Genomic DNA, 21,287 nt, shown 5'->3' with positions numbered 1-21,287 from the left:
TTACATTGTCGCTGTTGGCTTTAACCTTTAACGCAATTATTAACACTCTACATTTTTATACTAAGTAAAGAGTAAGCAAATGCCTATTGAAACGATTTTAAAACAACGCTATTCAGCACGTGCGTTTTTGAATAAGCCTGTACCACAAGAAACCTTAAAACACATTTTTGAAACGGTGCAATTATCCCCTTCCAATTGTAATGTTCAACCTTGGCAAGCCTGTGTGGTGTCGGGAAAAACAAAACACAAATTACAACATCAATTCATGGAATTATTAATGAGCGGCGCCAAGCCAAACCCAGACTTTAACTGGACGGCACAATACAGTGGCGTACACCGCGAGCGTCAGTTTGGATCAGCAAATGCGCTTTACACCGAATTAGGCATAGCCAGAGAAGATAAGAAAGCGCGTCAAATGGCAATGCTGCGTAACTGGCAATTCTTTGATGCTCCCCATGCGGTATTTTTTACCATGGATAAATATTTAGACATTATGGGTGCAGTAGATTTAGGTATTTACGCGCAAACACTTTCATTAGTTCTTGCTCAGCATGGCATATCAAATTGTATGCAAGGTGCCTTAGGTCAATTTCCTGATCCTGTGCGAGAAGCATTAAACCTACCTGAGGAACGCGGCATCTTATTTGGCATGTCTTTTGGCTTTGCTGATGACACTAATCCTGTAAATAAAACTAGAACAGACAGAGAGTTAATCGATAATGCAGTCAGTTTTTTCGAATAAATGCCTTTTTATATATGACATTAAAAGAGAATCAACATGCAGTTGGAGCATAAGTTTGCGTTAATAGATCAGACCAACATTCACTATGTTGAATCGAATCTTGTATCAGGCACAGTAGCAAAGCCAACGATCATTTTCCTTCATGGTTTTCCTGAATATTGGGGCGTTTGGCGTAAGCAATTAAGTTATTTCGCTGAAAATTATCGGGTTATAGCGCCTGATTTACCTGGGTACAACTTAAGTGATAAACCTACTGAAGTTGATTTTTACTCTGTCCCCAATTTAATCGCTTTCTTTTCAAAGTTTATTAAACACATTAGCCCAAATAGCGCAGTGATTTTAGTTGCCCATGATTGGGGCGGCGCCATCGCTTGGCCCCTTGCAGCCTTTCATCCACAACTAATATGTAAACTGATTATTTTGAATGCCGCGCATCCAAGTACCTTCACCCGAGAAATGGTTAATAACCCACTACAACGCCAAAAGAGTACCTATATTCATGACTTAATTAGTCAAAATGCAGAGCATTTATTACAGCAAAATAACTATCAATACCTAGCTGAGAACATCATGGTAAGTGCTTATAAAAGTACATTTAGTAATAAAACCAAAGCTGAGTACCGTCAGGTTTGGAGTCAACAAGGCGGCATTAATGGCATGCTGCAATATTACCGTGCAATGCCGCAATTAGCGGCAAAAGAAAACACTAATCATTCAGCGCTAAAACAACAAAATAACTGCTCGTCAAAAAGTGAAGACTCGGGTCAATTGAGTCCAATTAAAGACATCGCGACAATAAAAATACCCAATATACGTATTAACCTTCCAACGCTTATTTTATGGGGTGAACGAGACCAAGCCTTTGTTAATGAGAATCTTACCGATATTAACCAATACGTTCCGGATTGCACCATAGTGCGTTTCAAAAATTGCAGTCACTGGTTACAACACGAAAGACCTGCAGAGATAAACCACGTCATGAATCATTTTATTAATACATAATCACAAAAATAAAGGCTTGTTATGACCCAATCACAAACGTTAACCCACAGTGCATTTGTTTTTGAAGTTTCAAAATCAAATTTAATCCAAACCCGAGTAGTACCACTTAATATTGAACAGCCTTTAGCTGAAAATGAATTACTGCTGAAAGTAGATAAATTTGCTCTTACAGCAAACAACATTAGTTACGGCGTCACCGGAGATGCTTTAGGTTATTGGCGATTTTTCCCAACGGCAAATAGCACTGAGCAAGCCCAATGGGGGCGACTCCCAGTAATGGGCTATGCAGATGTTATTGCTTCAAATTGCCAACATATTAAGGTGGGAGAAAGGCTTTGGGGATTTATGCCAATGGCGACTCATTTAACCGTTATTGCTGGCAATATCGCTACAACGGGATTTTCTGATATAAATTCATGCCGAGAAGGTCTTTCACCTGTTTACAGTCGCTTTGATCGGGTTAATACTAATCCTTATTATCAGATAAATAACGAAGAATTTGATATTTTACTTCGAGGTTTATTTACCACTTCATGGTTAGTTGATGACTTTATGTTAGATAATAATTACTTTGACGCAGCTCAATACCTCATCACCAGTGCATCAAGTAAAACCAGCATTGCCCTGGCCTTCTCAATTAAAGACAGAGGCGAACGCCCTGCTATTGGTATCACCTCTGAATCTAATCGTAAATTTGTTGAGTCATTAGCTTGTTATGATCAAGTTGTCAGCTACCAACAAATAGCGTCACTCGACAGCGGTGTCACATCAATTTTAGTTGATATGGCTGGCGGTCAATCAACACTTTCAGCAATACATTACCACTTTGCAGACTCACTGCGTTATTCGTGTCGAATAGGGGCAACTCATCACCAAGATATTGATATCTCAGATGGTTTTAACGTTGCTAGCTTGCCGGGCGCAAAACCAGAGTTCTTTTTTGCACCAAACCAGCTTAAAAAACGTGCTGCAGAATATGGTGCCACCGAAATGATGAACCAGATGAATTTAGCATTACTGCGTTACATTGAGTTTTGCCGTGTGAACATAACCATCAACACAACTCATAACGTTACTGAATTAGATGCCATTTACCAACAAGTATTAGCTGGTAAAGCCGATGCATCTGTGGGCCAAATTGTTTCTTGGTAATTAATAATATCAATTCATTTAAATTGGCCAGCAGCAAGGTCTGTTAAACCTGAGGTTCGTATGGAAAGTATTGAATTAGTCAAATTTGTAAACACAAAAGTGATTCCAATTTGTATATTTTTAATCATGATGGGAATGGGGCTTTCTCTTATTCCTAAAGATTTTAAGCGAGTGGTAAAGTACCCTAAAGCTGTATCTATCGGTTTGATTAATCAACTCATACTTTTGCCGCTTATAGGGTTTGTATTGGCAAGTGTCATGCCTTTAGAACCAGAATATGCCGTAGGCGTCATGCTGTTAGTACTATGTCCAGGTGGTACGACTTCGAATATGTTTACCCATTTAGCCAAAGGAGATGTCGCGCTGTCAGTTTCGATGACAGCAATAGCCAGCATCATAACGGTATTTACCATTCCAGTGATACTTAACTTATCGCTTGAGCACTTTATGGGTAAAGGTACTGAGTTCTCATTACCGATTATTACCACCATGATAAGTTTAATGAAGCTGACAATATTGCCTATTAGCATCGGGATGTTAATAAAGCGATTTGCCCCCAAATTAGCTGACAGTACACAAGTTCATGTGTCTAAATTTGGTATTTTATTTTTAACCTTATTAATTATCTTTTTGACATACATTCAAAAAGACATTGTGGTTTCAGCCCTTATCGCTGCAGGGCCAGTTTCAATATTGCTCAATATTTCAACCATGGCGGTGGGCTACTATTCAAGTAAGTGGCTTGGTTTAAACCTTGCTCAGCGCACTTCAATTACCATCGAAGTAGGTTTACAAAATAGTACTTTATCCATGTTCATGGCGCTGACCTTATTGGCCAATTATAAAATGTCATTTACACCTGCTATTTATACGTTAACCATGCTATTTACTGCAGGTGTACTCGTCAGAATATTTAATTCAAAGTTTAATCGCGCCGATAAACCGAAAGTGCAGTTAGATATCGCGAAATGAAGCCCTTTAAAAAATTAACAACACGGAAGATACTCATATGATTACAGTTCACCATTTAGTTAAATCAAGATCTAAACGCGTTTTATGGTTACTTGAAGAGATGAAGTTACCCTATGAGTTAGTCATACATCAGCGTGATCCAAACACTAACCTCGCACCGAAGGCGTTATATGCCATACACCCTCTGGGTAAATCCCCCATCATGGTTGATGATGACATAACCATATGTGAGTCTGGTGCCATTATGGAATATATCTTAAACCAAGATTATTCAACGCATTTAAGACCAGACACAAATAGCAGCCAATATTATCAATACCTTGAATGGTTACATTTTGCCGAAGGCTCACTGGCTTTACCCGTTATCACGACGTTATTACTGCAAATGGAACCCCGTGCCGGTAGTTACCCACTAGATGGTTATATTGCCAAAGAATTAGCAATCGACTTTGCTTATATTGACCAATATTTAGCAAGCTACAGTTACTTTGCTGGCAATGACTTTAGCGCCGCCGATATCATGATGACCATCATGTTAGAGATTGCCATGAGTTTAAAATTGCTCAAGGGTAGAGATAATATCAAAGCTTACCTCAGCAAAGTTCAACAAAGAGCGGCCTATCAATTAATGTTAAAACACGGATAGGACTTTTTATTAGAGTAAATACTGTATAAAGTAATTAACAGCAACAATATTACAACCAACGATTGACAATAAAAACAGACAACTAAAACTAAAAAGGTAGCAAATGGAACTTATCAAGGTCGAAATCGACAACAATATACATGTAATTACGCTAAACAATGGCAAAGTTAATGCTATCTCGCCAGAGATAATTACAGAAATTAATGTCGCTTTAGATGCTGCTGAGCAGCAACAAGCCGTAGTTATTTTAACAGGCCAAGCCGGAATATTTTCAGGTGGCTTTGATCTTAAAACCATGAAGTCTAGTTCAGAGGCTGCAATAGCACTGGTAACCGCAGGCTCTAAGTTAGCCCGCAGAATGCTGGCGTTCCCGACCCCTATTATTGGGGCATGTACCGGTCATGCTATTGCCAAAGGGGCATTTTTATTACTCAGTTGTGACTACCGTATTGGCTGTGCGGGTGATTTTAAAATTGGTTTAAATGAAGTCGCTATAGGCATGACAATGCACAATGCCGGTATTGAGCTTGCGCGAAATCGTATCCCACGTAATTATCTTACTCGTTCAGTTATAGTCGCTGAACTGTTTGCCCCACAAACAGCGGTTTCAGCAGGTTTTCTTGATCAAGTTGTTGAACCTGAGCACCTGATGGCCACTGCCTATGCAGTGGCTAAGCATATGCAATCTCTTGATATGAAATCACATCACGGCACCAAACTAAAAGAACGTCACGCAATCCTTGCCGCGTTAGATAGCGCGATAGAAATCGATGCCCAAAGCACGTTAATTTTATAAGGTTAATACGATGAATAACAATGAAAAGTTTAACAGTTTGACTGTAGAAGTTAACGCTAAAATTGCTCATATCAAGCTTAATCGTCCAGATGAATTTAATTCAATGAATATTGATTTTTGGGATGAATTCCCAAAAGTGATTCAACAGATAAATGATCAAGCTGCTGCTCGTGTCATTGTTATTTCATCAACAGGTAAACATTTCTGTGCAGGAATGGATCTAGCCGTTTTTACCCAAAGTAATAATGATAAGAATATTGAATTAGGCCGTAAACATGAGCAATTACGCCGCTTAGTATTAAGGCTACAAGAGTGCTTCAACGTATTAGAAAGTGCCAGAATGCCAGTATTAATGGCCGTTCAAGGTGGTTGTATTGGTGGCGCGGTTGATATGGTCAGCGCTGCTGATTGTCGTTATTGTACCAGTGATGCTTTTTTCAGTATTGAAGAAACTAAATTAGGCATGACCGCTGACTTAGGCACATTACAGCGTTTACCTAAATTAATCTCAATGGGTTTAGTTAAAGAATTAGCCTATACCGGTCGCAGAATGCCAGCCAATGAAGCCAAAGATGCAGGTCTGGTTAATCAGGTATTTGAAGATCAACAAAGCATGTTAACAGGCGTAATGGCAATAGCAGCTGAAATTGCTGCTCGCTCACCATTGGCGGTAGCAGGCTGTAAAGAGATGATAAATTATGGCCGCGATCATTCTGTAGCAGACAGCTTAAATTATATGGCAGCTTGGCAAAGTGGTATGTTCCAACCGCAAAATGACATGATGGAAACTTTTACTGCCAAAGCGCAAAAACGAGCACCAGAGTTTCAAGAGCTAACACCAATTGATAATTCAAAAATATTCTAACTCGCTGTAGGGCTATTGCTCGATTGAATTAACCAAACAGTGTTTAAATCGACAATAGCCTTTTTATAAAAGCTTTTATAACAAGATTTTATAAAAAGATTTTAAACCAAAAGTAATCAAACATGGTATGAAGTAACTATGACCAAGCCACTGATTAACCTCGTTCACGCCAATGGATTTCCTGCAGGAAGTTATAAAACATTTCTCGGTGAATTTAATGAAAAGTTCAGTACCATTGCTCATGATCAATATGGGCATAATCATAAATACCCTATACACACTAATTGGCAGCACTTGGTTACTGAGTTGCTTGATTATTTAAAACAGCAAGATGAAAAAGTGATATGTATTGGTCATTCATTTGGTGGCATTCTGTCATTTCTTGCAGCATGCCAACATCCAGAGTTGTTTCGTGGTGTAATCATGTTAGATCCGCCTGTGGTGACAGGTCCTTTCAGTCATGTGCTTAAAGTTGTTAAAAAGACTCGTCTTATTGATAAATGGTCTCCTGCAGGCCGGGCACAAAACCGTCAACGTCATTGGCCGCTAAACACTAACTTAGTTGGTTACTTCGCACAGAAAAATTTATTTAAAAACTTTGATCCAAGGTGTTTAAAAGATTACGTTGACCATGGTGTAACCCAGCGCAATAAACGCTTAGAATTAAGCTTTACCCCCGAAGTTGAAGCCGATATTTTCAGACATTTACCTTGTAACTTAGCCAGATATAAAAACCAACTTAAGGTCCCAGCTGCACTTATTTATGGCGAAAAAACTGACGTATTCCCGGTTAAGTATTTCACTCGCTTTGCAAACTTAAACAACATTGAAGTTTCCATTATGCCCAATGGTGGTCATATGTTCCCCCTAGAGCAACCACAAAATACTGCCAATATGATTAAGGCCATAGTCAAAGACTGGTAACAACGCTAATGGTATTAATAATGTTATTACTTAATAGCAGCTAAATTAGTCAGCTATATTTATAAAGTAAAACTAACAATAGTCTTAGCTTCTGGCGGCCTATTTTTATTTACTACAAGGTGCGAAACTTTTTGCATATTTATCTTTAAAGTTAACTCCATAGTAATTTACTTAGTGACTGCAATGGTCATTCAGCCGTTTGAACGCCCTATTCGCTGTTAAGGTTTACAAGCATTGCCATACCTAGCCAAGAGAACCACACTATTTGGCTTAAGCCAAATATTTCAGTGAGGATTTCAGCAGGATAAATTGTAAGAACACCGACAGTTCCAATTAATAGTCCGAAATAGTGTAACCATTTCGGTAATTCAATCGCTTTTAACCCTGCAACACTCAATAATAGAACCCATAAGCCGCCGACAATTTCGTTGCCGCCTCCAAAAGCCTCAACGATTGTGTTTATAACCATTAAAAGGGTCATTGCTTGCTGTGGATTTTGGGCTGACAAATCGATAACAGCTGCTAATCCAACATTTGCAATCATGCCACTTGCGATGACAAGGCCAACCCAAATAATACCGAAGACTGTAGCCGTTTGTGACAAAAGAGGCGCTTTGGTTTTCATCCGTTGATGGATCGCTATAACTAATATGGCTAAAAAAAGCCCAAAAGCGACATACATAACAAAATTAACGATTGATAAAATTGATTGATGATGAATTAGATAACTGAGTTTTTGTGTATCACCTGCACTGACTGGGTAATCCCAACACGCACCAAAAAATATAAAAGCTGATATGTAAATAACAGCTTCAAAAAGTGCAGCAACGCCAGCTATTTTTTGTATGTTATTCACACCTAATCCTTATTCATAAAACCTTGTTGTTACAGCGGTTAGCTTCCGCTAGTGTTGTTGATTAACTGTACGGTCTGATATTCAAACGCTAGGCTAGTTTGTCTACCTTTAACGGTTAATGTATCACCTTTTTTTAACCTAAACCAAAGCGATTTAGGTACCCCGCATATACGGTCATTGCCGAATAATTGGTAACTTTTAATGTAAACAGCGCCAGTACAATATTGACTGCTATAGGCTGTACTCACATATTTAACAATGAACTCATGGTTAACATGCTCATATTTACCTAGCGTAGTCAGTAAAACATGACCATATCTTGCTGTGGCGAGTGGACCACAAAGGTAAATTGCAATAAACAGTAGACTATAAATACCTGTTTTTTTTAAACCTTGATGGTGAATTTTATTTTGTTTGTTGGGGCGGATATCTAGCCGATATAGGCTTAATATGATAACCGCTAAGGCTAAATACCAAAGATGGTTAGCGGCTAAGGTATGTTCATTAATGATAATGTCATTTAGAAAAACACTGACAACAATGGCGATTAAAAACAGCTCAATGGCTTTTTGGGTGATATTAATCTCTTTTATAATCATAATTTTAAATACGGTTTTTGTGATACCTCACAAAAGCCACTTATTTCTTCCTTGAATTATTTTAGCTCAATATGAAGCTGTAGTTTGTCGATTTTATATCGCGAGTTAAATCAGTTCCTTAATCGCCCTACCAATACCATCTACCGTTAGCGGGTACATTTTGTTATCCATTAACTGCTGAATTATCGATATCGACTGATGATAAGACCAATGCTGCTGGGGTTGTGGATTTAACCAGGTCACTTTATTGAAGTGGCTTAATAGCCGATTCATATAATCACTGCCAGGTTTCTCGTTCCAGTGTTCAACACTGCCACCGCGGGCGACAATTTCATAAGGCCCCATTGTCGCATCGCCGACAAATATGACTTTATAATCTGATCCGTATGTTCTGATGACTTCTTCAAGGTCAATTGTTTGTTGATAGCGTCTGCTGTTGTCTTGCCATACTTTGTCATATAAACAATTATGAAAATAGAAAAATTTTAATTGTTTGAATTCAGTATGGGCGGCTGAAAAAAGCTCTTCACAGGTTTGAATGTAATCATCCATTGAGCCGCCAACATCAAAAAACATTAGCACTTTTACCGCATTGTGACGCTCAGGCTCCATGTGTACATCTAACAAGCCACCATTTTGAGCAGTGGAGCGAATAGTGGTGTTTATATCTAACTTTTCACTGGCACCAGTTCGGGCAAATTTACGTAATTTTTTTAATGCTAACTTGATATTACGGGTACCTAGCTCTCGGTCTTGGTCGAAGTTTTTAAACTCACGTTTATCCCAGACTTTAACGGCGCTATTGTTACGGTTACCCTCTTGCCCCACTCTTATGCCTTCAGGATTATAGCCATAAGCACCAAAAGGTGATGTTCCACCGGTACCGATCCATTTATTGCCACCAGCATGGCGTTTTTTCTGTTTTTCAAGTCGCTCTTTTAATGCCTTCATTAGCTGTTCAAGGCCACCTAAGGCTTTCAGCTGTTGCTTTTCTTCATCACTTAAATGCTTTTCAAATTCTTTATGTAACCAATCTTCAGGCAAGATTTGATCAAACACATTAATGCTTTCGATGCCTTTAAAGTATTCCGCAAAAGCGTTGTCATATTTGTCATAGTAAATTTCGTCTTTCACCATCACGATTTTGGCTAAGTTATAAAAATCTTCAACATTTGCAAACACCACGCCTTTTTTTAATAAGGCAATAAGATCTAATAACTCCCGCAAACTGCAAGGTACGTTATGTTTTTTCAACGTAAGAAAAAAATCAATAAACATGATTTCACTACCTTTCTTTAGCGATTAGCGGTTTCTACGACTCATAAAAGCGAGCTTTTCAAGCAATGACACATCTTGTTCATTTTTAAGTAGCGCACCAAATAACGGAATTACGTCTGAATTTTTATCCAATAGACTCGCTTGAGAAATATCATCTGATATTAATAGCTTGATCCAATCAATCAGTTCAGAGGTTGATGGTTTTTTCTTAATGCCATTGACCTCTCGTAAGTCAAAAAACACCTCTAAACTTTGCTTGAGTAGTTGTTGCTTCACATCTGGATGATGCACATCGATGATTTTTTCCATTTCGACTTTGGTGGGGAATTTAATGTAATGGAAAAAGCAGCGTCTTAAAAAGGCATCTGGCAGTTCTTTTTCATTATTTGAGGTAATGATGATAATCGGACGCTGTTTGGCTTTGATCACTTGCTGAGTTTCATAAACATGAAACTCCATCTTGTCTAATTCTTGCAGTAAATCGTTGGGGAATTCGATGTCAGCTTTGTCTATTTCATCAATAAGTAAGATGGGTCTTTGCTCTTCTTCAAAAGCCTGCCATAACTTACCTTTAACGATATAGTTTGAAATATCATGCACACGTGCATCACCTAATTGACTATCTCTTAGGCGTGACACAGCATCGTATTCGTACAAGCCTTGCTGCGCTTTAGTGGTCGACTTAATATGCCACTGATACAACTTACAATTTAAAGATTTAGCTAACTCTTCCGCTAATTGAGTTTTACCGGTACCCGGCTCGCCCTTAATCAATAACGGTTTTTCTAATGCTATTGCGGCATTCACAGCCATAGTGAGATCACTTGACGCAATATAGTTGTCAGTACTTTTAAACATGCTTTTACCTATTGGTGATAGTTATATTGTTAGTTTTAGTTCTAGTGCTATTTTTAGTTAGCGTTTTATTTACCGTGTCTTATTCGGTCCAGGGAAAAGATATTAGTTGTTTGTTGGTAGGCCTTATATTCAGGGCGTTTTTGCACTGAATAGAAATCAGAAGGCACTGCGCCAGTATAAACAACTAAGGTGGTGTGCATTATTTTGGAGGTGATCAGTAAACCTACACCTAATAATCCACATATAACCACCGATTCTTGTTGCTATAAAGCTAGCCATGATGGGATAGCGGTAATGACTAATCCATTCCACACCATCCATTCAGCAAAATAATTTGGATGACGACTAAATCGCCATAAGCCCACATTACAAACTTGATTGTTAATCCCTGTCGATTTCATTGCTTTCAAAAAAGCTAACTTTTGTATATCGGCAATAGTTTCCATCGCAAATGCAGCCAGCCACACAATAATACCGATAATCTCAAATATAGAAATTTGCGCGCCTGTATTGCTGCAATAATAAATGCAGGTAATGCCAAATACGACGCATTGGCCAAACCTTGTATTATCGCCTCTATTTGCTGCGCTAACGCCACGTTAGTTTTACCTGCTTTTTGCCAGCAACGTTTTTGGTATTCATAACGTGGCAATTCTTTTTGCAGGTGACCTGATGTCCACAGTTTTAACGCCCCAAACCTCATTCGGCTACCAGCAAAAATATAAGCCATACTGACTAATGCGACACGGGTTGAATCGCCGTCACTGTAACACCAAGTCATAATACCAATGAGTGTGAGCCCCATGGCCAACCTATATCAACCTAGGACATTCGGCCTGTACGCCATGTAGGTATACATACCACCAAGGTGAACATGAGTAATTGCAGCAAACCATTAACAAGATCAATTGTCGCCAAAGTATCACTAAATATTAAGAGTATCCAACCAGCAATAAAAACAAATAACGGTGTAAAGTATTTCATCTGTCATGTTTCCCCTACAGTTACGCAAGTTCAATAGCAACGGGTATACCATTAAGTACGGCATTACCCGTTAACGTGTCGACCTTACTTGCATCCGTTAAGTCATTCATACTGACACCCGCCTGTGTTGCTGCAACTGACATGCGTGTACCTTGTTGATTATGCCCCCAACCTTGAGGCATACACACCACGCCTTGGAGAATGTCATTGGTAATTGCGGCTTCTATGTGGATTTCACCCACCCGAGAACTCACCTTAAGCAATTGTCCTTGTTTAATACCGAGGGTTTGCGCATCTTGGGTATGGATCTCTAAGGTACAGGGATTTTTACCTTTAACTAAACGCGCCGAGTTTTGCGTCCAGGTATTGTGACTTTTCACTAAACGGCGGCCAATTAAATCAAATGGATATGTTTGATCTCTTGGCGCAGTGCTCATCAGTGCATTTAAGCGTGATAAATCATCGAGGTATATTCGCGGCGCTAAGTCTATTTTACCTGTAGCCGTTTTAATCCTTTGCTCAATACACGGCATCAATGGGCCCATATCAATCCCATGTGGATTATCAATCAGCTTTTGTAAACTCATACCTTCTTCGCCATAAGGCCCTTGGGTTAATTCCCTATCTAAGATCATCTCAGGGGTATAAGGATCCATGGGGGTATTGGTCATACGTGATGATATTTCTTTTAAAATTTGCCAGTCACTACGCTGATTAGCATTTTTTTCAAACAATGGCGCTGAGTATTTAACCGTGTTCCTTACTGAAAAAGAGTTAAAGAAGATATCAAAATGCGAATTTTCAACGCCAGTGGTGCCGGGTAGAATAATATCGGCGTATTTTGTGGTTTCATTAAGGTAGATATCCACCGACACCATGTAATCCAACTCAGTAAATGCATCCGCTAATTGCTTGCCATTGGGCGCAGACAGTACCGGATTGCCCGCAATAGTAATCAAACTCTTTATTTGACCTTCACCTGGTGTTTGTATTTCTTCAGCCAAGGTGGAGACTGGGAATTCCCCGTTAAAAAATGGCAGCTTTCTAACCCGAGAGTGATATTGGCCAAATGATGATTTATGCCCTTTTACGTGGTTTCTTAGTAAATCATAAGCAGGCTGAGGAAACATAGCGCCACCAGCACGATCAAAATTACCTGTGATGATATTCAGTACATTGGTTAACCATTGGCATAAACCACCAAAGGTTTGTGTTGAGGCGCCCATACGGCTATAACAAACGGCTGAATCTGCGGCGGTCATATCAGCAGCTAGCTGGCGAATACTCTGTGCATCGATACCAACAAATTCAGCAACATCTTCAGGCGCATAGTCTTTTGCGACAGATTCAAGTGTCTCAACACCATCAGTCATGGCGGCTAAGTGACGTAAATTAACCTTGTTAGACGCAAATACACAATGAATGAGGGCAAAAAGAAACAAGGCATCTTTTTCTGGGCGAATAAACAGATGTTGATCGGCAGTTTTAGCGGTGCGTGAACATTTAGGGTCTACGACAACGATCTTGCCGCCTCTTTTTTGAATCGCTTTCATGCGTCCGATAACATTGGGCGCGGTCATCATACTGCCGTTTGACACCACGGGGTTGCCGCCAATAATTAACATGAAGTCGGTGCGATCGATATCTGGTACCGGGATTAACATACCAGCACCAAACATGAAGTTAGATGCTACATGATGGGGTAATTGATCAGCCGAAGCTGAGCTAAAACGGTTTATGGTGCCCAAAGACTTTGAAAAGGGTTTTAGCATCATGGCATTGCCAAGGCTGTGGGCATTAGGGTTGCCCAAATAAACTGCCAATGCGTTTTTGCCATGTTTATGTTGAATCGCTTTGAATTTCTCGGTTATTTCATCAAATGCCTCTTCCCATGAGATATCAACCCAACCTGATGTAGTACGTTTAATGGGGGTTTTTAAGCGATCTTTGTCGTAATAAAAATCTTCTAACGCGGTGGCTTTAGGGCAATTGTAACCTTTACTAAAAGGATCGTTTTGATCGCCCTTTATCGATAAGATTTGTTTGTCTTGATATTTAATTTCCAAGCCACACATGGCTTCACAAATATTACAATTTCGGTAATGGGTTTTGACTTCATTCATGTTCATCCCTGACTTGGTTAATCTTACTTTTAAAATTTCCATAAAAAAGAGCAAAGCTTATTCACTTTACTCTTAATAGCAGTGTGGTTAAAAAAGGTCTTCAAACCACTTTTTAACCGAACCAATAACCACCATGGTTTTTAATTTAAATAACGCCATACTGTCGCCAGATTCAAGTGCTTCTTCGCCGCAGCGAGGATCTGAGCGTTGCAGCGCACCCGTCATGCTGTGATCGATTGGAATGGGTTCACAACCATGATTTGATTCACAGATAAAGTCCCACTTATCGCGAGCAGGTAAATGACAAGTAAAACAATTGCCGCCAAAACGGTTATTGACATCAACAAAGCCGCGATTAACTATTTTTGAGCCGTCCTCACTGACTTCTAACTCAAAAAATTCCCAATCACCTGTGACAGGAGATGAACCCGCCTTGCCTTTTACCATCACTTCTGTTGGTACCAACTGTACTACTGAGCCTGGAGGATATTTTGCGCCCTCAGGGGCATTGGCTACTGCCAATGTTGCGTCAAGATCACCAAGTATGTTGTCCACATAAAAATGCCTTACTGGTGTCATATCGCGGATACAGCTAAAGCTGTTTTCATCAATATCAATAGCAGCTTTAGCTGCATCTAATTCAATACCCACCTCTGCTAAATCATTAGCTTGTAACGTTACTGAGCCTGCTAAAAATAGCATAATAGAAACTGACAGTTGGCTTATGGGCAGTTTTTTAAATTTCATATATTTGTTCCTGTATTTCTTGTTATTTTTCAGATGGGTCACACTAAGAAACTAAGCTTTGTCATTAATGAATATCTATAATGATTGCTAAATCATGGCAGCGGAAAACAGATCAGGTCATTATGCCCCTGATCTGCTATTAAAGTATTGAAATTTAGAACGTTAAATTCAAATGCAATCTTACTACTAGGTTATTGACTAAGAACGAAGCTCTTTTCTAAGTACTTTACCGACATTACTTTTAGGTAATTCATCTAAGAAGGTCACTTCTTTAGGGCGCTTATAATTAGTCAGTAATTCAGTGCAGTGCTCATATACCGCGGCTTCGTCTAAATCAGGATCTTTTCTAACCACAAACACTTTGACCATTTCTCCAGTTGCATCACTTGGCGCTGCAACAGCAGCGGCTTCTAATATGCCTTCATGGCTAACGAGTACTTCTTCAATTTCGTTAGGGAAAACGTTAAAGCCGGAGACAATAATCATGTCCTTTTTACGGTCAACAATGGTAAAAAAGCCATTTTCATCCATGGTGGCAATATCGCCGGTTGCTAACCAGCCATCGATAAGGATTTCATCAGTAGCATCTTGGCGATTATGATAACCCTTCATCACTTGTGGGCCTTTAACCCACATTTCACCGGGATCACCATTGGCAACGTCTTCACCATCGGCGCCTACTAAGCGGATATCCGTTGACGAGGCTGGCACGCCAATGGAACCGTTATAACTTTGTTGGTTATATGGGCTCATGGTGACTAATGGGGCGCATTCTGTTAATCCATAACCTTCTAATAAGCGAGTCTTAGTTACTTTTTCCCACAGTTCTGCGACGGGCCGTTGGACTGACATACCGCCACCAAAGCCCATTTTAAGAGAACTAAAATCTAGTTTGTCAAAACCTGGGGTATGTAATAAGCCATTGAATAAGGTATTCACCCCTGTAATAGCAGTAAAAGGATATTTAGCTAACTCTTTAACAAAGCCGTCCATATCACGTGGATTGGTGATTAGAATATTTTTACCACCAAAAGGCATAAAGGCTAGGCAGTTCGATGTGAGTGCAAAGATATGATAAAGCGGCAAAGCCGTAATCATGATTTCTTTACCTATTTCATAAACATTCTTAGTTACAGCTTTAGATTGCTCTATATTTGCCACCATATTACGGTGGGTTAACATAGCCCCTTTTGATGGGCCTGTCGTGCCGCCGGTGTATTGTAAAAAAGCTAAATCAGCACCGACAATTTCAACTGGAGTAAAAGATAATTTACTGCCTAAAGCTAAGGCTTTATTAAATTTTATTGCTTGAGGTAAGTTATATTCTGGGACTTGTTTTTTTACATGTCTTAGCGCGGTATTAATTAAAGCACCTTTAATTGTTCCTAAGCGGTCACCTACAGCAGTGATAATCACTTGTTCTACAGCGGTCTTATCAATAACGGCTTGTAGTACATTGGCAAAGTTTTCGAGAATGAGAATAGCTTTGGCACCAGAATCCTTGAGTTGATGCTCAAGTTCCCGAGGAGTATAAAGCGGGTTAACATTGACGACAGTAAGCCCAGCTATCAGCGCACCAAACAGCGCAATGGGATATTGCAATAAATTAGGGATCATAATGGCAAATTTATCACCTTTTACTAGCCCTAGCTCTTGTTGTAGATAGGCCGCAAAATCAGTAGCCTGTTGCTCAAGTTCTGCATAGCTAATAGCAACATCCATATTAACGAAGGCGGTGTTGTCTTTATATAACTTGGTATATTTAAAAAACAACTCAGCTAATGAACTGTATTTATCTGGATCAATCTCAAATTCAACCCCAGGTGGATAACTTTTTTCAAGCCAAATCTTTTCCATAATACTTGCCTCTTATTTATTATTGTTAAACCTTAAAGCACTTCAAACAAGCCCGCTGCACCTTGTCCGCCACCAATACACATACTTATGACTACGTATTTAACCCCACGACGCTTACCTTCAATTAATGCATGCATTACCATTCGAGTGCCACTCATACCATACGGGTGGCCGATAGAAATTGCACCACCATTAACGTTTAACCGATCTTCTGGAATATTTAAGTATTCTGCGCAATACAACACTTGAACAGCAAAAGCTTCGTTTATTTCCCACAAACCGATGTCATCCATGGTTAAGCCGTGACGCTCGAGTAATTTAGGAATGGCATAAATAGGACCAATACCCATTTCATCGGGTTCACAGCCTGTCACCACTGAACCGCGATAAACCCCTAATGGTTCAAGACCTCGCTCTTTGGCGAGTTCACGCTCCATAACAACCACTGCAGCAGCCCCATCTGATAACTGTGATGCGTTACCGCCAGTTATGGAGCCATTGTCTTTAACGACTTTTAAACCCGATAAACCCGCTAAATTGGTTGATGGACGATTGCCTTCATCTTTAGACAAAGTGACTTGTTGCTGAGTAATGGCGCCAGTTTGTTTATCCATGACTAATTTAGTGCAAGTTACTGGCACTATCTCATCATCAAACTTTCCAGCCGCTTGCGCTGCTGCAGTACGTTGTTGTGATAATAAAGCGTAGTGGTCTTGTTGTTCTCTAGAAATGTTATACCGCTTTGCGACTACTTCAGCAGTATCAAGCATCGGCATATAAATGGCGGGGCGATAAGCTTTTACGTTTGGATCAACTACCCTGTAGCTATTTATTTTATCGTTTTGCACTAAACTGAGGGATTCACAGCCCCCTGCGACAACGATTTGCGAACCATCACAGACAATTTGGTTGGCCGCGATTGAAATCGACATTAAGCCTGAAGAACATTGACGATCAATTGTCATTCCGGGAACTGAAACGGGTAAATTAGCCGCCATGGCAACCTGACGGCCAAAATTCATTCCTTGATTGCCCTGAGTTAACACCACGCCAAAGATGCAGTCATCAATATCACTTGGCTCAATTCCAGCTCGTTCTATGGCGGCTGTGACCGTAGCAGCTGCTAAAGTCGGCGCAGAAAGATCGTTAAAAGCGCCCCGATAAGCTTTGCCTATCGGTGAACGTGCAGCTGAAACTATGACGGCTTCTCTCATAAATCCCCTCTCTTATTTTAATTATTTTAGTTTTTATATTGTTAGGTTCGGTATAAAGCAAACAAAACTGAGTCGCTAAATTTATTATGATTGTATGTAAAATTATTAGTTTAAGAATTAGTGCTAAGATTGCATAAACGCCATTGCTTTCATAACAAATTTCTCACCTTGCTTGGCGCCTGAAGTGAGTTCTGTTTGGCTTTCTTGCGCCGTTAACTCATCCCAATGAGCACGGACTTGTTCTGGGGTTTGTGAAGATTGAGGTAAAAAGCACCCGTCCGTTTCAAAGATGCTTGCGCTAGAATACCCGCCAGCTCCGGCACATAAAATGAATCGATTAGGCGCTTCATCATCACATAAGGTTAGCATCCCAGCAGTTACCGCCTCAGGTGCGAATGCTTTTACAATTTCTTCTGGCATTAAATCTTCCGTCATTCGTGTACCTGCAGTAGGCGCTAACGCATTAATTCGAATGTTATTTTTAGCGCCTTCAAGTACTAAGGTATTCATCAAACCTAACACCGCCATTTTTGCAGCGCCATAATTTGACTGGCCAAAGTTACCGTACATGCCACTTGAGGATGTGGTCATCACAATACGGCCATAATTTTGCTGTTTCATGATTTCCCAAACAGCTTTAGTGCAGTTCACGGAGCCCATAACGTGGACATCCATCACTAACTTGAAGTCATCGAGGCCCATTTTAGAAAATGATTTATCGCGTAAGATACCAGCATTGTTGATAAGAATATCAACCCGCCCCCACTTCGCCATGGCCTGCTGCACCATGTCTTCCACTTCGTTAAAATTAGCCACATTAGCACCATGGCTTATGGCTTCTCCGCCCATAGTCTCAATCAATCTAACCACTTCTTGAGAGGCTGCACTTGAAGCGCCGCTGCCATCTCGAGCGCCGCCTAAATCGTTAACCACCACCTTGGCACCTCTTCTGGCTAACTCTAATGCGTGAGAACGCCCTAAACCATTTCCAGCGCCAGTAACTATTGCCACTTTTCCGTCAAAACTCATCGTCATAATGATTTCCTAATTGTTATATTTCTTTCTTGTTATTGTGGTTCCAGAAAAGTCTTTATTTAACCATTTGTACTGAAATCCATTGAGCAACCAGCGCTGGTGTATCACAGCCTTCTATTTCTATTGTTACTTCGGTAGATAATCTAAATTGTCCTAGTTTTTTCTCTTCAATAGATAAGGTTTTTGCAAAAGCACGAACACGACTGTTAACCGTTACAGGTTGTAAAAATCGCACTTTATCGAAACCGGCATTTAAGCCCATATAAAAACCATCGATGATGACGCTGAAGTCTTCGGCAAAATGAGACAACATAGACAAAGATAAAAAACCGTGAGCAATGGTGCTGCCGAAGGGGGTCGATTTGGCTTTTTGTTCATCTACATGGATAAATTGATGATCGAGCGTGCAATCTGCAAATTGGTTTATTTGCTCTTGAGTAATGGTATGCCAATCAGTAGCCTCAGTTTGAAAGCCGATATACTTTCCAATGTCTTCTCTATTAATTACTGTTGGCATTATGTTGTCATTCCCTTGTCACATTTAATTAATGAATAAAAATTAAGCATTAACTCATGCTAATGTGAGCAACAAGATTAAACAAATGAATAGTTTTGATACCTTCACATTCCCGTAGCGAATAGTAGATGTGGAAGTTAAAAAGATAAATTGAATGAAAATTTACCCTGATAATAAAAAAGCATGACTGATAAAATCAATCATGCTTTTGAGGGGGTTATAAATTAATTTATAAGTTAAGCTTCAAAATCACCAGATACACAATACAACCTTTAAAACCAATCAGGTTGCATATCAAAACTTGTACTGTCAGAGGTTAACAAAATGGTTGACCAGTGCTCAATTTTCGGTAGTTCAAATCGATAAAAATATTGCTGAGCCTGCAGCTTACCTTGATAAAAGTTTTCATCTGCTTGATGCGGCTTTTTACTGAGTGCTTCTGTGGCTACTATCGCTTGTTTTAACCATAGCCATGCAATAATAATGTGGCCAAACAATTCCAGATATTTAACTGAATTGGCTAATGCTAAGTCTATATTTTCAGTCGACATTGCCGTTAATACTGAGTCAGTAGTAACTTTTAATAACCTTACTGCATCACTTAACCGACTCGAAAACACTTTTAAATTTGGGTGTTTTTTTGCTACAGCAATGGTTTTAGTTATTTCGTCCAATGTTGCTATATAACCCTGCATCTTGTTCATAGGCACTTTGCGGGTCATTAAATCTAATGATTGAATGCCTGTTGTGCCTTCGTGTATCGGATTAAGACGGTTATCACGATAGAACATTTCCACAGGATGCTCATTAATATAACCATGGCCTCCCATTACCTGAATCGCATAGGAGTTGGCTTTAGGCCCATATTCAGATGGCCAGGTTTTAATGATGGGGGTTAAAAAGTCTAATAGCGTGTGAGCATATTGTCGTTGCTCTATGGTTGGCGCTGTTTTCTCGTCATCACTTAATTGGGTGCCGTATAACACTAATGATAAAGCACCTTCTGCAATGGCCTTTTGCGCTAATAGCATACGTTTTACATCTGCATGCTCAATAATATTGACCATAGGGGATAACGGGTCTTTACAAGAAGGTAAACGACCTTGTGGACGGTTTTTGGCATAATCAACTGAGTACTGATAACCGGCGACAGCAAGTACAGCGCCACTCATGCCGACCATGATGCGGGCTTCATTCATCATGTGAAACATGTATTTCAAACCGCAATGTTCTTCACCCACCAAGTAACCTATTGAACCATTTTTTTCACCAAAACTCAGCGCCGTTGAGGTTTGCGCCCGGCCGCCCATTTTATGAAATAATCCTGCCAATGCCACTTCATTATCGTTACCGATTGTGCCGTCTTCATTTAATAAAAATTTAGGGACGACAAAAAGTGAAATACCTTTTACCCCTTGCGGTGCGCCACGGAGACGGGCAAGCACCAAATGGACGATATTTTCACTGAGATCGTGATCACCGCCCGAAATAAATATTTTATTACCCGTTATGCGATAACTGCCATCTTCAGCTTTAATCGCTTTGGTGGTTAAATCCCCTAAACCAGAGCCACTTCCCGGTTCAGTCATCGCCATGGTACCCATGAAGCGACCTTCACGCATTGGTTTAACCCAGGTTTCAATCAGTTCATCACTGCCGTGGGCTTCAAGTAAATTGGCGTTTGCCGTTGTTAGCATGTTGTAACCCATACCTACGCCCCCAGCCACACTAAGATAAGCGCCAGCTGCACTGGCGACAATTGGCGGCAGTTGCATTCCACCGACATCGTAATCTGCGGTGGCTGCAGCAATACCTGATTCATTGACGGCATCAATAGCAGGTTTTAATTCAGGTATGAGATGCACTTTAGTGCCATCAAATGTCGGTTGATGTGTATCTAACTTTTGGCGAATGGGAAGAAAATGCTTCTCTGCAATGGCTTTAGCGGTATTAACGACTTCATTAAATGTTTGTCGATCATGATCTTGGTAACGCTCACGAGTAATCAAAGCCTCACTATCAAACAGTTCATAAAGCATAAATTCAAGATCGCGTTGATTCATTAAACTAGCTGGCATAATTTGTTCTCTTTATTGGTCAAAAACTCGCTGTAAATCCTG

General features: G+C 39.9%; 21 protein-coding genes. 8 read left to right on the top strand and 13 right to left on the bottom strand.

What is annotated here, in order from left to right:
- Positions 1-79 precede the first annotated feature (79 nt).
- The 8 genes from AB4160_RS18910 to AB4160_RS18875 all read left to right on the top strand — a co-directional run bounded on the left by AB4160_RS18910 (position 80) and on the right by AB4160_RS18875 (position 7,099).
- The gene (locus tag AB4160_RS18910) at positions 80-742 is read left to right on the top strand and encodes a nitroreductase (RefSeq protein WP_102439297.1); all 663 of its coding nucleotides are present in this window, start codon (positions 80-82) and stop codon (positions 740-742) included.
- A gap of 36 nt (positions 743-778) precedes the next feature.
- The gene (locus AB4160_RS18905) at positions 779-1,744 is read left to right on the top strand and encodes an alpha/beta fold hydrolase (protein ID WP_372006000.1); all 966 of its coding nucleotides are present in this window, start codon (positions 779-781) and stop codon (positions 1,742-1,744) included.
- 21 nt (positions 1,745-1,765) lie between these two features.
- Complete coding sequence (locus tag AB4160_RS18900; protein WP_372005998.1) at positions 1,766-2,896, top strand: DUF2855 family protein; 1,131 nt, start codon at positions 1,766-1,768, stop codon at positions 2,894-2,896.
- Positions 2,897-2,956: 60 nt separating this feature from the next.
- Positions 2,957-3,868 carry a bile acid:sodium symporter family protein gene (locus AB4160_RS18895; protein WP_372005995.1) on the top strand — a complete coding sequence of 304 codons (912 nt, stop codon included), beginning with the start codon at positions 2,957-2,959 and terminating at the stop codon, positions 3,866-3,868.
- 37 nt (positions 3,869-3,905) lie between these two features.
- Complete coding sequence (locus AB4160_RS18890) at positions 3,906-4,514, top strand: glutathione S-transferase family protein (protein WP_372005992.1); 609 nt, start codon at positions 3,906-3,908, stop codon at positions 4,512-4,514.
- Positions 4,515-4,617: 103 nt separating this feature from the next.
- Complete coding sequence (locus AB4160_RS18885; RefSeq protein ID WP_102476800.1) at positions 4,618-5,310, top strand: crotonase/enoyl-CoA hydratase family protein; 693 nt, start codon at positions 4,618-4,620, stop codon at positions 5,308-5,310.
- A gap of 10 nt (positions 5,311-5,320) precedes the next feature.
- Positions 5,321-6,175 (top strand): crotonase/enoyl-CoA hydratase family protein, encoded by an 855-nt coding sequence (locus AB4160_RS18880; protein ID WP_102439303.1) that lies wholly within the window; start codon positions 5,321-5,323, stop codon positions 6,173-6,175.
- Between the two features lie 138 nt (positions 6,176-6,313).
- Positions 6,314-7,099 (top strand): alpha/beta fold hydrolase, encoded by a 786-nt coding sequence (locus tag AB4160_RS18875; protein WP_372005989.1) that lies wholly within the window; start codon positions 6,314-6,316, stop codon positions 7,097-7,099.
- Positions 7,100-7,307: 208 nt separating this feature from the next.
- Here AB4160_RS18875 and AB4160_RS18870 read toward each other — a convergent pair whose 3' ends face one another.
- The 13 genes from AB4160_RS18870 to AB4160_RS18810 form a co-directional block, all read right to left on the bottom strand.
- On the bottom strand, positions 7,308-7,955 hold the full coding sequence (locus tag AB4160_RS18870; protein WP_102476798.1) for a DUF4386 family protein: 648 nt from the start codon (positions 7,953-7,955) through the stop codon (positions 7,308-7,310).
- 38 nt (positions 7,956-7,993) lie between these two features.
- Positions 7,994-8,554 carry a hypothetical protein gene (locus tag AB4160_RS18865; protein ID WP_102476797.1) on the bottom strand — a complete coding sequence of 187 codons (561 nt, stop codon included), beginning with the start codon at positions 8,552-8,554 and terminating at the stop codon, positions 7,994-7,996.
- A 105-nt stretch (positions 8,555-8,659) separates the two neighbouring features.
- Complete coding sequence (locus tag AB4160_RS18860) at positions 8,660-9,832, bottom strand: VWA domain-containing protein (RefSeq protein ID WP_372005986.1); 1,173 nt, start codon at positions 9,830-9,832, stop codon at positions 8,660-8,662.
- 24 nt (positions 9,833-9,856) lie between these two features.
- A complete protein-coding gene (locus AB4160_RS18855; protein WP_102439454.1) occupies positions 9,857-10,690 on the bottom strand; it encodes a MoxR family ATPase in 834 nt (277 codons plus the stop codon).
- A 263-nt stretch (positions 10,691-10,953) separates the two neighbouring features.
- Positions 10,954-11,157, bottom strand: a complete 204-nt coding sequence (locus tag AB4160_RS18850; RefSeq protein ID WP_241903545.1) for a DUF1295 domain-containing protein — start codon at positions 11,155-11,157, stop codon at positions 10,954-10,956.
- Positions 11,106-11,495 carry a hypothetical protein gene (locus tag AB4160_RS18845; RefSeq protein ID WP_241901097.1) on the bottom strand — a complete coding sequence of 130 codons (390 nt, stop codon included), beginning with the start codon at positions 11,493-11,495 and terminating at the stop codon, positions 11,106-11,108. Before AB4160_RS18845 ends, AB4160_RS18850 begins: the two co-directional genes overlap by 52 nt.
- A gap of 199 nt (positions 11,496-11,694) precedes the next feature.
- Positions 11,695-13,797: a molybdopterin-dependent oxidoreductase gene (locus AB4160_RS18840; protein ID WP_372005983.1), complete on the bottom strand. Its 2,103-nt coding sequence runs from the start codon at positions 13,795-13,797 to the stop codon at positions 11,695-11,697.
- Between the two features lie 87 nt (positions 13,798-13,884).
- Positions 13,885-14,544 carry a hypothetical protein gene (locus AB4160_RS18835; protein ID WP_241905016.1) on the bottom strand — a complete coding sequence of 220 codons (660 nt, stop codon included), beginning with the start codon at positions 14,542-14,544 and terminating at the stop codon, positions 13,885-13,887.
- A gap of 198 nt (positions 14,545-14,742) precedes the next feature.
- Positions 14,743-16,401 carry an AMP-binding protein gene (locus AB4160_RS18830; protein ID WP_372005980.1) on the bottom strand — a complete coding sequence of 553 codons (1,659 nt, stop codon included), beginning with the start codon at positions 16,399-16,401 and terminating at the stop codon, positions 14,743-14,745.
- Positions 16,402-16,433: 32 nt separating this feature from the next.
- Positions 16,434-17,615 (bottom strand): acetyl-CoA C-acyltransferase, encoded by a 1,182-nt coding sequence (locus tag AB4160_RS18825; RefSeq protein ID WP_102439456.1) that lies wholly within the window; start codon positions 17,613-17,615, stop codon positions 16,434-16,436.
- A gap of 123 nt (positions 17,616-17,738) precedes the next feature.
- A complete protein-coding gene (locus tag AB4160_RS18820) occupies positions 17,739-18,650 on the bottom strand; it encodes an SDR family NAD(P)-dependent oxidoreductase (RefSeq protein WP_372005977.1) in 912 nt (303 codons plus the stop codon).
- A gap of 55 nt (positions 18,651-18,705) precedes the next feature.
- A complete protein-coding gene (locus tag AB4160_RS18815; protein ID WP_372005975.1) occupies positions 18,706-19,167 on the bottom strand; it encodes a MaoC family dehydratase in 462 nt (153 codons plus the stop codon).
- Between the two features lie 272 nt (positions 19,168-19,439).
- Positions 19,440-21,245, bottom strand: a complete 1,806-nt coding sequence (locus AB4160_RS18810) for an acyl-CoA dehydrogenase (RefSeq protein ID WP_372005973.1) — start codon at positions 21,243-21,245, stop codon at positions 19,440-19,442.
- Positions 21,246-21,287: the final 42 nt, after the last annotated feature.

Source organism: Shewanella sp. 10N.286.51.B8, assembly GCF_041469325.1.
GTDB lineage: Bacteria > Pseudomonadota > Gammaproteobacteria > Enterobacterales > Shewanellaceae > Shewanella.
Note: the sequence above shows the minus strand (reverse complement) of the source record. Positions and strands in the feature narration are given on the sequence as shown.

Bases quoted from the DNA above. Each gene is read 5' to 3' on its own strand.
- AB4160_RS18910 (WP_102439297.1), top strand. From the start codon at position 80: ATGCCTATTGAAACGATTTTAAAACAACGCTATTCAGCACGTGCGTTT.
- AB4160_RS18905 (WP_372006000.1), top strand. From the start codon at position 779: ATGCAGTTGGAGCATAAGTTTGCGTTAATAGATCAGACCAACATTCAC.
- AB4160_RS18900 (WP_372005998.1), top strand. From the start codon at position 1,766: ATGACCCAATCACAAACGTTAACCCACAGTGCATTTGTTTTTGAAGTT.
- AB4160_RS18895 (WP_372005995.1), top strand. From the start codon at position 2,957: ATGGAAAGTATTGAATTAGTCAAATTTGTAAACACAAAAGTGATTCCA.
- AB4160_RS18890 (WP_372005992.1), top strand. From the start codon at position 3,906: ATGATTACAGTTCACCATTTAGTTAAATCAAGATCTAAACGCGTTTTA.
- AB4160_RS18885 (WP_102476800.1), top strand. From the start codon at position 4,618: ATGGAACTTATCAAGGTCGAAATCGACAACAATATACATGTAATTACG.
- AB4160_RS18880 (WP_102439303.1), top strand. From the start codon at position 5,321: ATGAATAACAATGAAAAGTTTAACAGTTTGACTGTAGAAGTTAACGCT.
- AB4160_RS18875 (WP_372005989.1), top strand. From the start codon at position 6,314: ATGACCAAGCCACTGATTAACCTCGTTCACGCCAATGGATTTCCTGCA.
- AB4160_RS18865 (WP_102476797.1), bottom strand. From the start codon at position 8,554: ATGATTATAAAAGAGATTAATATCACCCAAAAAGCCATTGAGCTGTTT.
- AB4160_RS18860 (WP_372005986.1), bottom strand. From the start codon at position 9,832: ATGTTTATTGATTTTTTTCTTACGTTGAAAAAACATAACGTACCTTGC.
- AB4160_RS18855 (WP_102439454.1), bottom strand. From the start codon at position 10,690: ATGTTTAAAAGTACTGACAACTATATTGCGTCAAGTGATCTCACTATG.
- AB4160_RS18845 (WP_241901097.1), bottom strand. From the start codon at position 11,495: ATGGGGCTCACACTCATTGGTATTATGACTTGGTGTTACAGTGACGGC.
- AB4160_RS18840 (WP_372005983.1), bottom strand. From the start codon at position 13,797: ATGAATGAAGTCAAAACCCATTACCGAAATTGTAATATTTGTGAAGCC.
- AB4160_RS18835 (WP_241905016.1), bottom strand. From the start codon at position 14,544: ATGAAATTTAAAAAACTGCCCATAAGCCAACTGTCAGTTTCTATTATG.
- AB4160_RS18830 (WP_372005980.1), bottom strand. From the start codon at position 16,401: ATGGAAAAGATTTGGCTTGAAAAAAGTTATCCACCTGGGGTTGAATTT.
- AB4160_RS18825 (WP_102439456.1), bottom strand. From the start codon at position 17,615: ATGAGAGAAGCCGTCATAGTTTCAGCTGCACGTTCACCGATAGGCAAA.
- AB4160_RS18820 (WP_372005977.1), bottom strand. From the start codon at position 18,650: ATGACGATGAGTTTTGACGGAAAAGTGGCAATAGTTACTGGCGCTGGA.
- AB4160_RS18815 (WP_372005975.1), bottom strand. From the start codon at position 19,167: ATGCCAACAGTAATTAATAGAGAAGACATTGGAAAGTATATCGGCTTT.
- AB4160_RS18810 (WP_372005973.1), bottom strand. From the start codon at position 21,245: ATGCCAGCTAGTTTAATGAATCAACGCGATCTTGAATTTATGCTTTAT.